Annotated in this window: 19 protein-coding genes and 2 tRNA genes; 16 read left to right on the top strand and 5 right to left on the bottom strand. The window is 28.2% G+C overall.

What is annotated here, in order from left to right:
• Window positions 1–167 precede the first annotated feature (167 nt).
• Both V2E24_RS03205 and obgE read left to right on the top strand, forming a co-directional pair.
• A tRNA-Ser gene (locus tag V2E24_RS03205) sits at window positions 168–258 on the top strand.
• Window positions 259–352: 94 nt separating this feature from the next.
• On the top strand, window positions 353–1,618 hold the full coding sequence (obgE, locus tag V2E24_RS03200) for a GTPase ObgE (protein ID WP_330500982.1): 1,266 nt from the start codon (window positions 353–355) through the stop codon (window positions 1,616–1,618).
• 30 nt (window positions 1,619–1,648) lie between these two features.
• Here obgE and V2E24_RS03195 read toward each other — a convergent pair whose 3' ends face one another.
• Complete coding sequence (locus tag V2E24_RS03195) at window positions 1,649–2,071, bottom strand: hypothetical protein (protein ID WP_330500981.1); 423 nt, start codon at window positions 2,069–2,071, stop codon at window positions 1,649–1,651.
• 155 nt (window positions 2,072–2,226) lie between these two features.
• Between V2E24_RS03195 and V2E24_RS03190 the strand changes: the two genes are divergently transcribed.
• The 3 genes from V2E24_RS03190 to V2E24_RS03180 are packed head-to-tail and all read left to right on the top strand — an operon-like array spanning window position 2,227 to window position 4,822.
• On the top strand, window positions 2,227–3,039 hold the full coding sequence (locus V2E24_RS03190; RefSeq protein WP_330500980.1) for an energy-coupling factor transporter ATPase: 813 nt from the start codon (window positions 2,227–2,229) through the stop codon (window positions 3,037–3,039).
• On the top strand, window positions 3,015–3,923 hold the full coding sequence (locus tag V2E24_RS03185) for an energy-coupling factor transporter ATPase (RefSeq protein WP_330500979.1): 909 nt from the start codon (window positions 3,015–3,017) through the stop codon (window positions 3,921–3,923). Before V2E24_RS03190 ends, V2E24_RS03185 begins: the two co-directional genes overlap by 25 nt.
• Window positions 3,923–4,822 carry an energy-coupling factor transporter transmembrane component T family protein gene (locus V2E24_RS03180; protein ID WP_330500978.1) on the top strand — a complete coding sequence of 300 codons (900 nt, stop codon included), beginning with the start codon at window positions 3,923–3,925 and terminating at the stop codon, window positions 4,820–4,822. Before V2E24_RS03185 ends, V2E24_RS03180 begins: the two co-directional genes overlap by 1 nt.
• A gap of 50 nt (window positions 4,823–4,872) precedes the next feature.
• Here V2E24_RS03180 and tig read toward each other — a convergent pair whose 3' ends face one another.
• The 4 genes from tig to V2E24_RS03160 all read right to left on the bottom strand — a co-directional run bounded on the left by tig (window position 4,873) and on the right by V2E24_RS03160 (window position 8,146).
• On the bottom strand, window positions 4,873–6,192 hold the full coding sequence (gene tig / locus V2E24_RS03175; protein ID WP_330500977.1) for a trigger factor: 1,320 nt from the start codon (window positions 6,190–6,192) through the stop codon (window positions 4,873–4,875).
• A 142-nt stretch (window positions 6,193–6,334) separates the two neighbouring features.
• Window positions 6,335–6,409 (bottom strand) — tRNA-Trp (locus V2E24_RS03170).
• Window positions 6,410–6,612: 203 nt separating this feature from the next.
• On the bottom strand, window positions 6,613–7,707 hold the full coding sequence (locus tag V2E24_RS03165; protein ID WP_330500976.1) for a zinc-binding dehydrogenase: 1,095 nt from the start codon (window positions 7,705–7,707) through the stop codon (window positions 6,613–6,615).
• 208 nt (window positions 7,708–7,915) lie between these two features.
• On the bottom strand, window positions 7,916–8,146 hold the full coding sequence (locus V2E24_RS03160; RefSeq protein WP_330500975.1) for a YdbC family protein: 231 nt from the start codon (window positions 8,144–8,146) through the stop codon (window positions 7,916–7,918).
• A 443-nt stretch (window positions 8,147–8,589) separates the two neighbouring features.
• Between V2E24_RS03160 and V2E24_RS03155 the strand changes: the two genes are divergently transcribed.
• The 11 genes from V2E24_RS03155 to infB all read left to right on the top strand — a co-directional run bounded on the left by V2E24_RS03155 (window position 8,590) and on the right by infB (window position 19,400).
• Complete coding sequence (locus V2E24_RS03155) at window positions 8,590–9,582, top strand: YwaF family protein (protein ID WP_330500974.1); 993 nt, start codon at window positions 8,590–8,592, stop codon at window positions 9,580–9,582.
• 141 nt (window positions 9,583–9,723) lie between these two features.
• Window positions 9,724–11,886, top strand: coding sequence for a DNA polymerase III subunit gamma/tau (gene dnaX, locus V2E24_RS03150; protein ID WP_330500973.1), 2,163 nt, complete (start codon window positions 9,724–9,726; stop codon window positions 11,884–11,886).
• A 9-nt stretch (window positions 11,887–11,895) separates the two neighbouring features.
• Entirely contained in the window at window positions 11,896–12,183 is a 288-nt protein-coding gene (locus tag V2E24_RS03145) for a YbaB/EbfC family nucleoid-associated protein (protein WP_330500972.1), read from the top strand.
• Window positions 12,183–12,767, top strand: a complete 585-nt coding sequence (locus V2E24_RS03140; protein ID WP_330500971.1) for a toprim domain-containing protein — start codon at window positions 12,183–12,185, stop codon at window positions 12,765–12,767. The genes V2E24_RS03145 and V2E24_RS03140 overlap by 1 nt, the downstream gene beginning before the upstream one ends.
• Window positions 12,768–12,777: 10 nt before the next feature.
• On the top strand, window positions 12,778–13,428 hold the full coding sequence (tmk, locus tag V2E24_RS03135) for a dTMP kinase (RefSeq protein WP_330500970.1): 651 nt from the start codon (window positions 12,778–12,780) through the stop codon (window positions 13,426–13,428).
• A complete protein-coding gene (locus tag V2E24_RS03130; RefSeq protein ID WP_330500969.1) occupies window positions 13,421–14,350 on the top strand; it encodes a hypothetical protein in 930 nt (309 codons plus the stop codon). Before tmk ends, V2E24_RS03130 begins: the two co-directional genes overlap by 8 nt.
• Window positions 14,343–15,041 carry a 16S rRNA (cytidine(1402)-2'-O)-methyltransferase gene (gene rsmI / locus V2E24_RS03125; RefSeq protein WP_330500968.1) on the top strand — a complete coding sequence of 233 codons (699 nt, stop codon included), beginning with the start codon at window positions 14,343–14,345 and terminating at the stop codon, window positions 15,039–15,041. The genes V2E24_RS03130 and rsmI overlap by 8 nt, the downstream gene beginning before the upstream one ends.
• A gap of 157 nt (window positions 15,042–15,198) precedes the next feature.
• Window positions 15,199–15,615: an LSm family protein gene (locus V2E24_RS03120; RefSeq protein ID WP_330500967.1), complete on the top strand. Its 417-nt coding sequence runs from the start codon at window positions 15,199–15,201 to the stop codon at window positions 15,613–15,615.
• An 8-nt stretch (window positions 15,616–15,623) separates the two neighbouring features.
• Window positions 15,624–17,333, top strand: a complete 1,710-nt coding sequence (gene nusA, locus V2E24_RS03115) for a transcription termination/antitermination protein NusA (RefSeq protein WP_330500966.1) — start codon at window positions 15,624–15,626, stop codon at window positions 17,331–17,333.
• Complete coding sequence (locus tag V2E24_RS03110) at window positions 17,314–17,619, top strand: YlxR family protein (protein WP_330500965.1); 306 nt, start codon at window positions 17,314–17,316, stop codon at window positions 17,617–17,619. Before nusA ends, V2E24_RS03110 begins: the two co-directional genes overlap by 20 nt.
• Window positions 17,595–19,400: a translation initiation factor IF-2 gene (infB, locus tag V2E24_RS03105; RefSeq protein WP_330500964.1), complete on the top strand. Its 1,806-nt coding sequence runs from the start codon at window positions 17,595–17,597 to the stop codon at window positions 19,398–19,400. Before V2E24_RS03110 ends, infB begins: the two co-directional genes overlap by 25 nt.
• Window positions 19,401–19,410: the final 10 nt, after the last annotated feature.

Raw genomic sequence — 19,410 nt, 5'->3', positions numbered from 1 at the left:
GCTTATTTTTTTATTGCTTTTTTATCAAAAACCTTAAAATTTAATTAATCAAAATATCTTACAAAAGGAAACCACCTTAGGTGGAACTTTGTTTTTTAACTTTCCGGGTATATTTTGTTAAAAAAATATTTAGATATAAAACATATTAATGTATAATTTTAAAGCTTGGAACAGTACTCAAGAGGCCGAAGAGGCGGTCCTGCTAAGACTGTAGGGGAGGCAACTCCCGCGGAGGTTCGAATCCTCTCTGTTCCGCCATTTTTTTTATGCTTTTTTGGCATTTTCTTCAAAATAATATTTTATAATTTTATAATTATTTATATGTAATATAAAACAAGTTCGGAGGTTCAAAATGGCTCGTTTTATTGATCAAATTAAAATTTTAGTTCAAGCTGGTAAGGGTGGTGATGGAATGATTTCATTTCGTCGCGAGGCACACGTGGATAAGGGTGGTCCTGACGGCGGAGATGGTGGAAGAGGTGGAAGCATCTATTTTGTAGGAGATGAAGGAAAAAATACTCTTTTAAGTTTCTATAAAAATAAACACATAGTCGCTGAAGATGGAGTTAAGGGTGGTCCTAAAAACCTTTACGGAGCCAACGCCAAAGACACTTTTATCAAAGTTCCAGTAGGTACTCTTGTTTATAACAAAAACAAATTAGTTGCTGACGTTATTGAGCCTAATAAACCTTATTTAATTGCCGCTGGTGGTAAGGGTGGAAGAGGTAATACCAAATTCAAAACATCAAGAAACACAGCGCCAAGAATTTCTGAAAACGGAATGCCTGGAGAAAAATTTGAGGCAAATATTGTTCTTAAAATCTTATCTGACGTGGGTGTTGTAGGTAAACCTAGTGCAGGTAAAAGTACATTTTTAAGCGCAATCTCTAATGCTAAAGCAAAAGTGGCTGAATATGAATTTACAACTTTAGTTCCGCAATTGGGTATGGTCCAATATTATGATTATTCATTTACTGTTGCTGACTTACCCGGTTTAATTGCAGGCGCAAGTTTAGGAAAAGGATTAGGAATTCAATTCTTACAACACATCGAAAGATGTCGTGTTATAGCGCATATAGTCGATTTTGGTAGTCCTGAAAAGAACCCAATTGAAGATTACGAAACTATTAATAATGAATTAAGAAATTATGATCTTAAATTAGAACAAAAACCACAAGTTGTAATTGCTAACAAAAGTGATTTACCAGACTTTAAACAGCATTTAAACGATTTTAAACAAAAATATCCAAATGTTGAAATTGTTGAAATTTCAGCAATTAACAAAAGTAACTTAGAAATAGTGAAAAAAGTGCTTTGAGAAACAATCCAAAAACACTTCCAAGCACCTGTGGAAGATAATGAAGAAGAATTAGTTATCGAATACACACCTGATTTTAGTGTTATTTCGCCATATAAAGGATATTTTGAGGTAACAGGTAAAAAAGTAGAAGAAATTTACCATCGTATACCCTTAAACTCATATGACAACCTTTTAAGATTTAATAATATTTTGAAAAAAATAGGTGTGTGAGATGAGTTAATTAAGATGGATATTATGCCTGGTGACACTGTGCAAATATATGATTACCAATTTGAATGAGAAGAATCAATGGGTTAAAAAATATACCTAATTCAATTAGGTATATTTTTATTCTTTGTAAATTTCAAATGATTTATCTTTGTTTTCTTTTGCTTTTTGAATTTCGTATTCGAACAATAAATCATAATCATAGTAGTATAAGTCAAAAAATGATTTTTGTCAATAATTATAAATGTGAAGTTTTTTGCGAATTGTTTTGCATTTAAATCTAAAATACCAAACATAGATACTAAAAACTAAACCAAGTAAAAAGAAAAAAATCCCTACAGCCATCATTATCAAATTCACCACTATTGTCACATATGTTGGTTTAGCTGTCAAATACTCCCACAAACCAATTGAAAAAAGTAAAATGGGTGGAGTTGTCATAAATAGCGAATAAGGAATCATATATCAAGCTGACTTGATTTTTTGGGTACGATCGTAAAATTTAAGAAATTTTTTCTTTTTCAAAACATCTCTAGAGTTCATTTTTAAATTATATCAACTTAAACTTATCAAAAAACAATAATTTTAAGTTGATAGACACAAAAAAAGAGTTTTTTAGCAAAAATACTTTTTTTAACTGTTAATAAGCTAAAAAATTAATTTTTTAATTTTTTTCATATATTTAATATAATTAAAAAATGTTAAAAATAAACGATATTACATTTGCATATAAAGAGGGTATTGACCCAGCACTTAAGAACGTTTCTTTTGAAATTGAAGATGGTCAATATGTTGCTATTTTAGGTCATAATGGTTCTGGTAAAAGTACTTTAAGTAAGGTTTTAGTAGCCTTATTAAAACCGCAAAAAGGATCACTAGAAATCGACGGAATAGTTTATTCAAAAAAGAATTTACTTAAAATTAGACAAAAAATAGGTATTATTTTCCAAAATCCTGATAACCAATTTATTGGTGCTAGTGTTGAAGATGATATTGCTTTTGGATTAGAGAATAAAAACATTACTCGCAGCCAAATGCGTGGTCAAATCGAAAAATACGCTAAAGAAGTTGGGATGAACGAATCTTTAGAAAGAGAACCTGAATCACTTAGTGGAGGTCAAAAACAGCGTGTGGCTATCGCTAGTGTCCTAGCTTTAGATCCAAAAGTTATGATCTTTGATGAGGTCACTTCAATGTTAGATCCTAAAGGAAAAAACCAAGTTCTAAAAATAATTCGTGATTTACAAGCTACAAGATCAAAAACCTTAATTTCTATTACTCACGATATGGACGAGGCGATAATGGCAGATTACTGTTTGGTATTTTCTCACGGTAAATTAGTCGCAAAAGGAAAACCTCACGAAATATTAAAAGACAAAGAAATTATTGAATTAGCTAAAATTGACTCACCTTTTATTTATAAAGTAAGTGAAAAAATAGAAGGAATCGAAGCTACATATGATGAAAACAAATTAGTGGAGGAATTATGCAAATTGAAGTTAAAAAAATAGCTAAAATTTTTAATAAAAAAACTCCGATGGAATTTGTTGCACTAAAAAATGCTTCAGCAACAATAAAACAAGGTGAATATGTTGGTATTATCGGGCAAACAGGTAGCGGAAAAACTACATTTATTGAACATTTAAATGCACTATTAACACCGGATGATGGGAATGTTGAGTGAATTTTTGAGGGTGTAAATAAAAAAAACCAAAAAGAAATATTTAATGTAGTGGTGGATAAAAAAACTAAGCCAAGACACATTAAAAAGGCAAAAAATATTCGTAAAAGAATTGGTGTAGTATTCCAGTTTGCTGAGTATCAGTTATTTAAAAAAACAATTGAAGAGGACATTATGTTTGGGCCTCTAAGTTTTAATGTCCCAAAAAACGAAGCTAAAGAAATAGCTAAAGAAGTAATCAAACAAGTTGGTTTAGACGAGTCGTTTTTAGATAGATCACCTTTTGATTTAAGTGGCGGACAAAAAAGAAGGGTAGCTATTGCTGGAATTTTAGCAATGAAACCAGATTTTTTAGTGGTTGATGAACCAACAGCGGGGCTAGATCCTGTTGGTGTTAAAGAAATTTTAGATATTTTTGATCATTTGCACAAACAAGGCAAAACAATTGTTAATGTTTCACATGATTTGGATAACATTTTGAAACATTCGCAAAGAACAATTGTCTTTAAAAAAGGTGAAATTGTAAGGGATGGAGACACATACGAGATATTAAGAGACACAAACTTCTTACTCGAAAATCAACTTCAACCTCCTAAGTTATTCACTTTTATGGATAAATTAGAACAAAAAGGTTTTAAACCCTTTCCTAGAATAACTAATCTTGAACAATTGTGCGATTATTTAAATAAATATAAACATGAGGAGGGCGAATAATGAAAAGTGTTTTTGGTCGTTATTTACCTGGAGATTCATTTTTATATAAAGTTGATGCCAGAGTCAAAATTTTATTAACAATCGTTTATATTGTTTTAATGTTTTTTGTTGGTAGTTTAATTAGTGCGATTGTTCTTTTGATTCCATTGATAGTAGCTTATGTTTTAACAATTAAAAGAATTATGCCTTTATTTAAGATATTAAAGTTTCCACTAATTATTAGTGTGATAATCTTCTTAGTAAGTATTTATTCAATTAATTATGATTTTAACGCTAACGCTCAAGAGTCGTCAAAAGTAAATGATGGAATTATTCTTTTGTTACCAATTTGAAAAGCTAAAAACATCGCTTTAACTTATAACGCTTTAAACAAGACAATTACATTATTTATTAGAATTTATACAATGATTTTGTGTACAACCATTTTAACAAATACAACAAAACCAATTTTATTAACAAAAGCAATTGAAGATTTATTATTTCCTTTAAAGTTAATTAAAGTTCCTGTTCATATTATCGCTATGATTATTTCGATAGCTTTAAGATTTATTCCTACACTTTTAGATGAGGCTACAAGAATTATGAAAGCTCAATCTTCTAGAGGGGTTGATTTTAAGAGTGGAAGCATAAAGGAAAAAGTAACTGCTTTTACAACATTAATAATTCCGTTATTCGTTTCTAGTTTCGCTAAGGCTGAAGATTTATCTAACGCCTTAGAAACTAGAGGTTATGATCCATACCAAAAAAGAACTAGATACAGACAATTACATTTTGGTTGAAGAGACGTTATTATAATTCTTATAGTAGCAATCTTAACTGCGTTTGTTATAACAGAAATATATTATTTATTACCATTTGTATACCCAGAACAATTTAAATTGTGAATGCGTGTATACTAAAAAAGTTACAAAAAAATAACCTTAAGGGTTATTTTTTATTTTGATTATTATTACTTAGACAATTCTTTGTATTGTTCGTAATTTTGAGGATCCATTTTTTCAACTAAAACAGCAATTAAGTTGTTTTCCATAATTCTTGATTTTAAGTTTTCAACTGGTAAAAGTTTTTTAACTGTTTCAACATCCATTTTGAACACAGCAGCGATTTTTTCGAATTCTGCGTCAATTTGTTCTTGTGTTACTTCAGTTGAAAATGTATTTACTAAGTATTGGTAAACAATTTGGTCTTTAATTGTTTTTGTAGCTGTAGCAGTTAATTCTTCTTTGATATCTTCTTCTGTTGATTTAGTTAATTTTAAGTATTCAGCTCTTTTAATACCTTGTTGTTTTAAAGTATCTGAGAATTGTTTGTCAAGTTTTTGAACTTCTTGATCAATTAATACTTTAGCAACAGCGATTTCGTTTTTGCTTTCAATTTCATTAACTAAGTTTTGTAAGAAGTTGTTTTTAGCATCTAATAAGCTGGTTTCTTTAATTTGTTTTGCAAAAGATTCTTTTAATTCAGCAACTGTTTTAACTTCAGGCATTCCGAATAAAGCCACTGTTTCTTCGTTTAATTCAGGCACTTTTACGCTTTGAACTTCTTTTAAGTTAATTTCAAAAACAGCATCTTTTGAACGGTATTCTTTTACATAGTAGTTTTCTGGGAATGTAACTGTGATATCACCTTTTCATCCAGCTTCTTTACCTAAAAGTTGATCTTCGAAACCGGCGATAAATTGATTTGATCCTAATTCTAATGAGTAATCTTGTGCTTCTCCACCTTCGAAGGCAACATCATCAATAAATCCTTTAAAGTCGATAACAACTGTATCACCTTTTTGAGCAGGACCTTCTTTTTTCTCTAACATTCCAAAAGATTTTAAAGTTTTTTCAATTTGTGCATCTACTTTTTTCTCATCGAAAGTAGGAACTTCGAATTTAACTTCAACTTTATCTAATGAAATATTTGAAAAGTCAGGTGCTAATGGGTAAATAAATTGTAGTGTTAAAACATCATCTTTAAAACTAACAATATTTACTTCTGGGAATGAAATAACTCTTAAATCTTTTTGTTCAAAAACATTTTTATCAGCTTCAGGTCTTTTCATAGCAACTGCTTTTTCCACTGTTCTTGAAGCAACTTTTTGTAAATTTAAGTATTTATCAACCATGTTTTTAGGTAATTTACCTTTTCTAAAACCAGAAACTTTTAAGTTTTTTATTTCATTTTCTTTCATTTTTTCAAATAAAGATTGGTATTCTTCTTTACTTACAACAACTTCAACGATGTATTCAGATGCTTTTTCGTTTTTGTATCCTTTAATCATTATTGTCTCCTTTTTATATTGATTATTAAATTAACAAATAAACGATATTTTATGTGTCTAATTTATATTATTATTTTAAACTATTTTTTAAAATAGCTATATAGATATTTGCGTGCGCAAACTAAAAAAAGCATAAAAAAAATGGCAGGAGTAGCAGGATTCGAACCCACAACACACGGGGTTGAAGCCCGTTGTTCTACCGTTGAACTATACTCCTAGTCATCTTTAAAATTATAATACAAAAACGCAAAAATCAAAACAAAAAAACATAATGGCACTGTTGCGCAACCTATAAATTTAAAGTTAATATGAAATTATCAAAAGTATGTTGTGGTTCAGTGTTTTGAAGCTAATTTTAGCGAAATTAAGTTAAAAACATAATTAAAAAATAAAGGGTTAATCCCTTTATTTTTGTGAAAATTAACTAACTTTAATAGCGATTTTTAATACACCATCTTTACGGCTTTGGAAGTGGTCATATGCTTTAACGATGTCATCAAAGTCATAGTCGTGTGTTACTAAATCTGTAACATCGATACGTTTGTCAGCGATTAATTGCATTAAACGACGCATTCTTTCTGATCCACCAGGACATAATGAAGTTTTAATTGTGTGGTCTCCAAGTCCAGCAGCGAAGTATTTAGCAGGAATTACAACATCATCTGAGTAAACTCCGATTGATGAAACAGTTCCCCCTGGACGAATAACACTTAAACAGTCTTGGAATGTTGAGTTTAATCCTAAACATTCAACAGCTCCATCAGCCATACGTCCATCTGTGATTTTTGTAACAGCTTCTAATAAGTTTTCTTTTGTAATGTTTACTGTGTGTGTTGCACCGAATTTTTTAGACATTGCTAATCTGTGGTCATCTGTATCAGCTGTAATAATTGTAGAAGCTCCTAATAATTTAGCTCCGATTGTAGCACATAAACCAATAGGTCCTTGAGCTACTAAAACAACTGTATCCCCTAATTTAATGTCTAAGTTTTCTGATCCTTTAATACCTGTTGATAAAATATCAGGACACATTAAAACTTGTTTATCTGTTAATCCATCAGGAATTTTAGCAACGTTTGCCATAGCGTTTTTAACTAAAACGTATTCAGCTTGACAACCATCTTCGATGTTTCCGAATTTTCATCCAGCTGTAGCTTTGTATCCGTATTTAGAATTATCACCATCTTGTGAACTTTGTCCGTATTGACAAGCTGCTGAGTATCCACTTGGTGTAATAGCACCAGCTAAAACTCTTTCTCCAACTTTAAATCCTTTAACGTTTTCTCCGTAAGCAGCAACAGTTCCCACAGCTTCATGTCCAATTGTTAACCCTGGCACAACTGGATATTCAGCTTTTCTAATGTGAATGTCTGTACCACAAATTGTTGTTGTTGTAACTTTAATTAATAAATCGTTTGCTCCAACACTAGGAACTGGTTTTTTAACGATTTCAACAACGTCTTTTTCCTTGAAAACCAAAGCTTTCATTTCTTTTGGTAAATTAAATTTTTCCATAATTCTCCTATATTACTATTAATAGTTATTTTAGTGTAAATGTATTGGAGGTACATCTACAGTGTAAATTATCGCATTTACACTCGCCTTACATAATAAATTATATGGAAACAATATGGAAACTTCAATAAAAGCTCGAAAAATGATATATATAATTCCACATTTTTATTAAAAAATATATTTTTAGATTTTTTTGGTTTTCATTTGATTAATTAATTTCATTTTTTAAAGCTTCAATTAAATTTTGTGCTTCTTCTTTTGTAAAAGTGAAGCCTTTTGACATTTTTGTATGAGATTCATCTCAATCTCTTAAATCCAATTTAGCTTCATTGTTATTTCATGAAACCATATTTAACTCTCGTGTTCAACCGTTAAAAAGTTTATTAATAACAGCAATGTGCTTAACTATTTTGAATTCAATTTTTGTATTTTTTTCCATTTTTACCTCTGAAATTTATAAACAGAATTATAAACAAATTATTTTTATGCAATATATTTTTAGCTTTATTTGAAAAACGAATTATCATAAAAATAATTGCTATAAAAATTAAAAAAGTACTTTTTATATTAAAAAAGAACATAAAAAATATTTTTTAAGTACTTTTTAGGCTTTTAAAAATAATTAGAATAATTCGGTTTTTTTGTATAATTATTAAAATATTTATAAAATTAATTTTTTATATTTAAACAACAAAAAATAAAGGAATTGCAATGCGTAAAATCGTTAGATTAAAAAACAAAGAAAAAGCAGCAAAAAGAGCTCACAAATTAGCTAAAGAAGCTGCTAGAGCAAAAAGAAGAGCCGAAAGAGCTGCATCTGAAGCTAAATAATAGTTTCAGATTTTTTATTTTATTATTTGATGATCTTAAAAGGAGGGAAATATGATTGAATATTTTACAGGTTTTTTTTCATATCCAGCTGGTAACAACTTGCCTTGAGATGGAATTAGTAAAAAAATATTTTTTGTCGTTTCGTTATTATTGGTTATAGCTTTTATACTTGTTTCATTATTTAAAAGACCAATTTATAATTCTTATCATAATAAAGCGAATAAATATTTATTTTTTAAAAATGAAAGAACGCTTAATTTTGTTATCGGAATAAGCACATTAGCCTTTGTTTTAGTAAGAATAGGGATTTTAGCCACAAGTAATTTTCCTAACAAATGAGAAATTATTCCGCTTCATTTGTGTAGGTTAAATATTGTTATTTTTTCAATTTTATTAATCATTAATAAAACAAAATATTTAAAATACATTTTATTTACAAGTGTAGTGGGCGCTTTAATTGCGTTAGCCTTGCCTGATTTATCTAGTAAAACAAATGAAATCGTAAAAGTAAATGGAGTAATACAACAACTTTCTCCAAAAGGAGAGTTTACTTTTAATGGTGCTGGTTTAGATAATTATTTCTTTTATGATTATTTATTAGCGCATGGATTTATTTTAATTGCTCCTTTAGTATTTTTCATTTTAAATAACCAAAAAATTTCTCTTAGAGATTTTGTTATTATGTTAGCAATTATTTTAGGTTTAATTATATTCACATTTACATTAAATTCAATTTTAGATAATGTTATCCCTGCTGATTCTAAATATAAAGAATGAAGAAGTAATTGATTTTATAATGGTACTAATGAGGTTAATTCTAAGTTTAGCAGACTTATTAAACCTATTACACTTTGACCATATATGATTTTTACTCAATTATTTTTTGCTAATTTATTCATGTTTGCTGTTCTTGGAATTTACATGTTCCAAGATAAATTATCAGTGACAATTGAGGATAAAAAACTTAAATTTAAGATTATCGAATCACAAAAATGAAACTACTTTAAAGGTTCATTAAATATTAAAAAAACAAGCACCAAATAAAAAGGTGCTTGTTTTACTTATAAAAATTAATTTTTATAAAATATGAAAATTTAGCACAAAATTTTAAAAAAAAGATCGTTGCTTTTTATAATAATTTAAAATTGAAATAACATAATTATAGACATTAGTTGGAGTTAGATTATGGATTACAAAGCTTTATATAGAAAATACCGTCCCAAAACATTTGATGATGTAAAAGGTCAAGATCATATAGTTACTACACTTAAAAATATCATCGAATCAAACAAAATTTCACACTCATACATTTTTAATGGCCCTAGAGGTGTGGGTAAGACTTCTGTAGCTAAAATTTTCGCTAATGTTTTAAATTGTCAACACTCTCCAAATAAAACTAAGGCTTGTTTAAGTTGTTTAGATTCAATTGATAGAGATGTTGATGTTATCGAAATGGATGCCGCTTCTAATAATGGTGTTGATGATATAAGAACTTTAAAAGATAAAATTGAAATAAATCCAGTAAGTAAAAAATATAAAGTTTATATTATCGATGAGGTTCATATGTTAAGTAAAGGCGCTTTTAATGCGCTTTTAAAAACTTTAGAAGAACCGCCAAAACATGCTATTTTCATTTTAGCTACAACTGATTCTCATAAAATCCCATCAACAATTATCTCTAGATCGCAAAGATTTAATTTCAGAAGAATTAATGAATCAGCCCTTTCTTCACAACTTAAAAAAGTTTTAAGCAATGAAGGTTTAAAAATAGAGGAAAATGCTCTGAAATTAATAATTTCTCTTTCTGAAGGCGGAATGCGTGATGCCTTAAGTATAACCGAACAGTGTGCCGCATATGGATTAGGGATTATCAAGTATGAAGATGTCTTAAATATCTTTGGTGCAGTTTCAAACGTTAATATCATTAAATTTATTACAGCTTTAAGTGCCAATGATTTATCTAAAGCTATTAATATTTTTTCTTCATTAAAAGAAATGGGGATAAACCCACATGCATTTGTTAAAAACACAATTAATGTAGCTCGTGATTGATTAGTTTTTAGAAAGACTCGTAATTTATCATTTTTAGAATTTGTTAATGGTGATGAAATTAAAAACTTAAGATGGAACGAGAAATTTATTCTTGAATTAGTTAATTATCTTCAAGAAGTCTTAGAGAAAGTTTCTCATAGCCAAATTCCATTTCAAATTGTAGAGTTTGCGATCATACAAATTTCAATGATCCACAAAAAATTACAGCAAGAAAATAATATTATTGTTGAGTCAATTCATTCTGATAATACTGAAAATACTCACTCAACACACGAGTGTTTAAGCGAAAAAGATATTGAGAATATTGTCCAAAAGTACTTGGGTAAAGCAAGATATGAAGAAGATGATTTTCAATATAAAAATATGGAAAACCATATTAACAAAAATGATGGCACATTTAATAAAGGATTAAGTTTTGAAATTTCCAAAGAATCCAAAAAAACTACAAACGATGAAGAAAATAATCTTTTTAGTTATTATAACGAGGATCAAGAATACACAAATGCCGAAAAAATGACAAAAATATTTGATGATTCTTTTGTTAATTCCAAAATTGAGAAACCAAAAACACAAAAAATTGATTATCAATTTGAATTGGATAACAATAACGATTTAGACGAAAAAGAACATACGGATATTTTCAAAAATGAACTTGAAAATGATAAATCTTTTGAACAAAAACAAACAAATATACAAAAAGTTCAAGAAAGTGACGAGTCAACAATAGTTTCTAATATCAATGATAAAATAAAATCTAAAAATCACTTTCAGCATGTTGTAAGCATAGACATGACAAATCCAGGTGAGCAGAAATCAAAACACACAAGAGAAGAAGAGATACTAAATTGCTTATTTCACTATAGTGACGATGAAAAGAATAAGCTTGTAAACAAGTATAATTTGTTAAAAATGGTTGACGAAAATGGAGAAGGTTCTTTTTATGAACATTTTCAACTTTTTGATAACTTTCAAACAATTTCATTTGGAAATAATTTTTGATTAGTGTATTCTAAAAACACTAATTTAGTTAAAAAATTAGATTCAAAAAGAAATACAGCATGATTTTATAAATTTTCACAAAAATTATTAAGAAAAAATGTTCATTTATTTGTTATAGATGATTATGAACTTAGAAGTGCGCTTGCCACAGTTAAGCAAATGAAAGACAAAGTAATCCCAAGAACACCAAAATGAGACTTTGATGAACCTGTTTTTGATGATGTTGACAGCGCCCATTCTAAGGCAGAAAAAATATTTGGATTAACAGCCAAAATAAAAATAAACAAAAATAATTAGGAGTTAAACATGAATGCAGAAATGTTAAAAAGATTAAGAAAAATGCAAGCGGAAATGGAAAGAAAACAAAAGGAATTAGATAAAAAAGAATTTAGCATAGAAAAACAAGGGATAAAAGTTACTATGTATGGTAATTTAGATTTAAAATCAATTACTATTGATGAAGCTTTAATTGATCCTGAAGATAAAGATATTATTGAAGAACTTTTAGTTTTAGCAATTAATGAACTTAAAGAAATTGTTGAAGAAGAACAAGAAAAATTAGTTCCTCAAGCTCCAGGTAATCTTCCTTTTTAATGCATAAAACAGATACATTAAATAAGGCGCACGAACAAATCAAAAATAATTTAAATTTCACAAATAAACAAACCCAAAAATTTATTGAATGAGTTTTAGAATCTTCGAATTTTGAAATCGAAGATTTTATCAACTTAGTTAAGCAAATTAAAAGCAAAACAAATTATTGTCACTTGTGTGGCGACATATGTGAAGAAACTTTATGTTTTATTTGTTCTGATCCAGACAGAGACAAAATTTTAATGGTAGTTGATAATAATAAAGCGATAAATAAATTTGAAGAATTGCGCTTTTTTACAGGTAAATACTACATTTTTTCCACTGATATAGATATCGAAAAAAACGAAGAATTGTTTTTACATAATCTCGAAAAATTATCTAACTACGCAAAAAATTTTGATGAAGTAATTATTGCTATCAGCCCTAATTTAAAGGGTGAAATAATTTCTTATAATATCAAAAAACAATTATACGAAAACAAAATCAGCGTTTCACAATTGGCTATAGGTATTCCTATTGGTGCAAACGTTGATTTTGTTGATCCGGTTACACTAAGAGAATCAATTAAAAATAGAACAAAATAAAGGAGTTTGCATGTTTATAACATTCGAGGGGTTAGATGGCTCAGGAAAAACTACAATAATTAGCAAAGTGATTTCATTTTTTAATGAAAAATATCCAAAGCTCAATTATGTTTTAACAAGAGAGCCAGGAGGAAAAGATTCAAAAGAAGCTGAAAGAATAAGAGAAATAATTCTTGATAAAGAATCAAAATTATCTTCAGTAACTGAGGCATTATTGTATTCAGCAAGCAGAAGAATTCACCTCGAAGATGTTATTTGACCTGCTTTAAAAGAAAATAAATTAGTTTTTTGTGATCGTTATATCGATAGTTTTTACGCTTATCAAGGCAACGCTAGAGATTTAGGGATGAAATTTGTAGAATCAATAACTGAGTTAGTCATTGATAAAACTTATCCAGATATAGTTGTATTTTTTGATATAACACCAAGTGAATGTAAAAAAAGAAGACAACAAAATCGTCTTGTGCAAGATCGTTTAGATGATGAAACTGAAGCGTTTCATGTTAAAGTGTACGAAGGATACAAAAAACTAATCCAAAACAACCCTTCTAGATATGTGATTATCGATGCTACTCAAAATGTAGAGAAAGTATTTGAACAAACTATACAAAAAATTACCAATAATCCTAAATTCAAGGAATATATGTCAAAATATGAATAGTTATAATCAAGATTTAATTACAAAAATAACTCAAAAAAATTTATCACATTGTTATCTTTTAAGTGTTCCGTACAATTATGATGTTAATTCAGATTTACTCTTTTTTATTAATTTAGTTAATAAATCTAACATTACATCATTAATGCCAGAATTTATAAGTGAGCCCAATGTTTTTGTGTTACAACCTAACGAAAAAGATTCGATTGCTAAGGCTGAAATTTTAGAGTTATTTACTAAGGTTGAAAACCGTTCTCAATTTAGCGGAAAACTAAAAATATTAGTAATAAAAGATATTGATAAAACTTCATTAAACGGGCTTAATTCGATTTTAAAATTAATTGAAGAGCCAACAAAAGATACGTTAATTATTTTAACAACCCAAAATCTTTCGAATGTTTTACCTACAATTATTTCTAGAAGTATTTTAGTGAAATTGCAATCATACAAACCTTCGTATATTCACAAATCCCTCTTAAATATAGGAATAAACGCTGATTATGCTTATATTTTTTCGCAAATAATTAGTGATTATGACAATTTTAAATTTTTGGAAGATACTAAGAATATTGCGCTAATTGATGATTTAATAGAAAAATATTTGAACTCATTTAAAAACCCATATTATCTATATGTTTTTTTAAATGAGCACATAAATAACCAAAATCTTAAGAATTCAATTTTAATTCTTTCTTTTTTATTGCAACTGATTAAGATTTCATTAAATCCAAATAAATATTTAGCTAAAGAATCAATTTTTCTAAATCAATTTCTTTTAAATAAAAATAAGCACTTGGATCAAATTATTGCTTTGCAAAATTGGGTAAATAATTTAAATAGTTTTATAAACTGAAGTTCAACATCACTAAATTTTAATTTAAACAAACAAAATTTATTAATTTCACTAATGGAGTATTATGAGTAAGTTATATATAGTTGGAACACCAATAGGAAATCTAAAAGATTTAACTTTTAGAGCTTTAGAAACTCTACAAAAAGTGGATGTAATCGCCTGCGAAGACACAAGAGTTACTTCTAAATTATTGGCTCACTATAATATAGAAGGCAAAAAATTAATTAAGTATGACAATTTCAACGAGAAAAATTCATCCAAAGGAATTTGTAAATTAATAGTCGAGCAAAATTTAGATGTTGCATTAGTTAGTGATGCTGGTATGCCTGTAATGAGCGATCCAGGTTTTGAACTAATAAGAAGTGCTAAAAATAGTGATATTGATGTTGAATTAATTCCGGGTGTTAATGCAGCAATTAGTGCATTTGTAATGAGCAGCTTAGACAATACTTTTACTTTTTTAGGTTTTATTAAAGATAAAATTAACTCTAGAAAAATTCAATTAGAATCACTTGCGCAAGGGACATATATTTTTTATGTTTCGCCTCATAAATTATTAGAAACATTAAAGAATATTGATGAAACAATACCAAACAACCAAGTTTTTTTAGCAAAAGAATTGACAAAATTATACGAACATTTTTATAGCGGAAGCGCCTATGATATACACGAAGAATTGTCCACTTTAGATGCTATTAAGGGAGAATACACTTTAGTATTAAAAATCCCAAAAACTAAAAAAAACAAATATAAAAATCAATAAAAAAGAACTATTTTTTAATTTTTCAAACAAAAGTATAAAAATTAAAAATTGTTGTTATTTTAAAAGTGTATAATAAAGAAGCAAAGTTTTATTTTTCAAAAAGTTGCCCCGGCAACTTTTTATAATTAATATCTAAAATAAATGTTTTGAGGAGTTTATGAATATCAAAGAATTATTAGAAAATAAATTTAAAGATTCAATAAAAGAAATCGAGTTTTTAGGCGGAATTTTAACTATAACAACATCAAATGAAGTTAAAGATCAAACTTATTTTATGGATCTTGTTGATAAGTTTTTAATCCAAAACAACATAAACACAGATGAATTAGACATTATTGTTCAATCTCCTGGTCTTGATTTAGAAGTAGATATGAACAATATAGATAGATATGTCGGCGAAACTTTAAGATTTGAGTTAAAAAAAGCTTTTTTATCTCAAAATGTCTTGGTTGCGCAACTTTTAGAAAATAAAGAAGATGAACTTTTAGTAAAATGAAACAACAAAGGTCAATTTAGAAAAGTAAAAATTAATAAAGAAAATATTTTAAATATAGAACTTTACGTTAAATTTTAAGGACAAAAATGGCAAAAGAAATACAAAACAAAAAAGAAAATGAATTAAAAAATATAGATCCTTTAATAAATAAGAAATGATACTTAGTTGCCAAGGGATACTCAAATAAACAAGGTTTAAGCGTTCAAGACATTTGTGAAATATTAGGTAGCGAAATAACAAAAACAATCACTCGTGATATTGATCCTGAAGCTGAAATTATTTTTGAATTAGATGACGCAAAAGAAGAAGCGATCATTTCAAATTTAAATATGCAAGTTGTTGCTAATGATTTTGAATTTTTAGGTGAGGATGACCTTTCACACATTTCGTTTATTACTTTAGCGCAAGCTCAAGAACATTATCCTGATGTTCAAGTAGATGATTTTGTGAAGATGCCGATTGATTTTAATATTTTAAATGAAAAAAACAGAACAGCTATTAAGAATGGTTTTGTGCAAAGTTTAAAAACAAAAGAGAAATTAAAAATTTACGAAAAATATAGAAATTTAATTGGTAAAAAAATCAAAGCAAGAGTTTTAACAAGAAACAATAACGGTTCATTTAACTTAGTATTTGAAGACGGTGTTACAGCGTTTTTACCTGCAAATAAGGTAAATAAAAAATTAAACATGTTGCCTGGTTCATTGGTTGATGTTTATTTAGAAAATGTTGAGCCTGAAAGCAAATTAAGTCAGTGTCAAGTATCAACTGATTCACCAAACAAAATTGTTGATTTGTTAATCAACGAAATACCAGAAATTTCTCAAGGAATTATTGAAATAGTTAATGTTCAAAGAGCCAGCGGAGAAAGATCTAAAGTATCAGTAAGATCTAGTGATCCTAATATTGATGCTGTTTCAAGTGTTATTGGGGTAAATGGTAAAAGAATTGCGACTTTAAGTGACTCTTTAGATGGCGAAAAAATCGATGTTGTATACTATAGTGATGATTTAGCAGAATATGTTAAAAACGCCTTATCTCCAGCTAAGGTAATTGATTGTGTTGTTGCTGATCCTAAAAAACCTAATATTTTTGCAGCAATCATTAAAAAAGAAGATTTAACAACAGCTATTGGTAAAAAAGGTATCAATGTTGAATTAGCAAAAAGTTTAACAAATACAAAAATTGATATTTTAACTCCTGAAGAAGCTACTCAAAAAGGTATTAAATTTAAAAACGAATCTCGTTACGAAAAACCACTATTTAATAACCATAAAAGTAAAAAATCATCACGTTCTTCAAATAATTTCTTTAGCGATTTAGATATCGATTTAAATGAATTTAAAGAAGATGTTAGCGCCTTCAAAGAAAGAATGAATTTAAGTGAGGAAGTTTCATTTAATTCAAGCACTGAGGCAAATACTGAAAAACCACAAAACAAAGCTAATAAATCAAATGATAGAAAAGCTGCAGCTATTGATTTAGATCAGTTATTCGATGTTGAGAAAAATTTAGAGCAATTAAATGCAAGCGAATCAAATGACAATGATTATGACTTTATTAATGATATAGATTTTGATAAGGTTTTTGATGATGCGGTTGCTGAAAATCAACAAGAATTAGTAAATTATGTAACTGAGCAAAAAGAAATTAAAGCTAAAGAAAAACAAAAACAAAAAAATAATAAAAATTCAAACATCAGATTAGACGATTTTAAAGTTGATGCTGACTTAACTAATTATGGATTAGATAAAGGCTTAGATTTAAGTGAGTTTGATGATGAATGAGAAAAATAAAAATATAAATTTTACTCGTAAGTGCGTAATCACACACGAGATTTTAGATATTAGTCAATTAATAAGATTTGACTATAACAAAAAAGAAAATTTAATAACACTTGATTTATCTAGAAACAAAAAAGGAAGAGGTTGCTATTTAAAAAATGATAGAGCCTTATGAGATAAATTTTTAAAGTCTAAAGCTTTAAATCGTGAATTTAGAACTAATGTTAGTTTAATTGTTTATGAACAGTTATTAAAAGAATTGGAGGAAACAATATGGCTAAAAAACAAAACAGAATAAGTAATGTTGAAGAAATTAAAAAACAACTTTCTAACGTAAAAACAGAATTAAAAGATGGAGTTTTTACATTTACAGGAAAAATGTCTATTTCTGATTTTGCGCAAAAAACAAAATTAAATCCAAATGACATAATTAAAAAATTCTTTATGAAAGGTAAGATGTACAATCTTAACTACGTTCTTGAAGAAGAGGAAATCGCTGAGTTATGTTTAGAAAATGGTTTTGAGTTTAATAAGGAAGTCAATGTTGATGCGACAAACTTTTTAGATGAAGTAAGTTTTAGTGATAAAGAAAGCGATTTAGTAAAAAGAGCTCCAATAATCACAGTTATGGGACATGTTGATCATGGTAAAACTACTCTTATAGACAAAATCAGAAACTCTAATGTTGCCGGAAGCGAAGAAAGCGGAATTACACAACACACAGGGGCTTACCAAGTTGATTTTAAAGGAAGAAAAATTACTTTTATCGATACCCCTGGACATGAAGCATTTACAAAAATGCGTGCTAGAGGTGCTAAAGTTACTGATATTGTTGTTTTAGTGGTTGCTGCTGATGATGGAGTTATGCCTCAAACCAAAGAAGCGATTGATCATGCTAAAGCCGCTAATGTGCCTGTTATAGTTTTTGTTAACAAAATGGATAAACCAAATAAAGATTTAGACAGAATTAAAGGAGAGTTAGCTCAACATAATTTAGTTATTGAGGAATATGGTGGAGATACTCAAATTGTCTATGGTTCAGCTTTAAAAGGTGAAGGTTTGGATGATTTATACGAAGCTATTAATATTCTTTCAGACATTTTAGATTTAAAAGCCAACCCTAACAGAGAAGCTATTGGAACTGTAATTGAATCAAAAATGGATAAAGGTGTAGGTTCAGTTTCAACTGTTATTATTGAAAATGGAACACTTTTAAAGGGTGATTTTATTGTTGCTGGTGGAAGTTACGGAAGAATTAGAGTTTTAAGTGATACAAATAACAAACCAATTGACAAAGCCACACCTGGGATGCCTGTTTTAATTTCTGGATTAAACTACACACCAATGGCTGGTGATAAATTTGTTGGTTTTAGCGATGAAAAATTCGCTAAAAAATTAGCTAACGAGAAAAACTCAATTGAAAAACAAACAGAACTATACCAAAGAAGCAATACTAATTTAGACTCTGAAGGTAAAAAAGTCATTAACGTTATTGTTAAAAGTGACGTTTTTGGAACTTTTGATGCCATAAAAGGTCAAATTGACGGAATGGCAAATGATGAAGCTGTTATTAAAGTAGTTTTAGCTGGAAGCGGAAGAATAACAAACTCAGACTTGTTATTAGCGCAAGCATCTAATGCAGTAATTTTTACTTTCAATAATACACCAACACCTAATGAGAAAAAATCAGCTAAAAATTTAGGTGTAGAAATTATTTCGCACAATGTTATTTATAAAATAATAGAAGCTTGTCAAAAAATGCTAGATGGTGAAAAAGAGCCAGTTTATGAGGAAAGAAAAATAGGTGAAGCACATATTATTAAAGTATTTTTCTATTCTAAAGTAGGAAAAATTGCTGGATGTATGATGGACGAGGGTGTTGTCAAGGCTAATGCTAAGGTTAAAGTTTATCGTCGTGCTAAATTAATTTATGAAGGTGTTATTGATTCATTAAAAAGAGAATTAAACGACGCTAAAGAAGTTGTAAAAGGTAAAGATTTCGGTTGTCATATCAAAAATTACAACGATATTGAAGAAGATGATGTTTTACACTTCTATGAAGATGTTTTAGTAAGTTAAGGTTTTTAAA

Origin of the sequence: Mycoplasmopsis ciconiae (assembly GCF_036350065.1) — a bacterium.
GTDB lineage: Bacteria > Bacillota_I > Bacilli_A > Mycoplasmatales > Metamycoplasmataceae > Mycoplasmopsis > Mycoplasmopsis ciconiae.
This window is presented reverse-complemented; position numbering and strand designations above follow the sequence as displayed.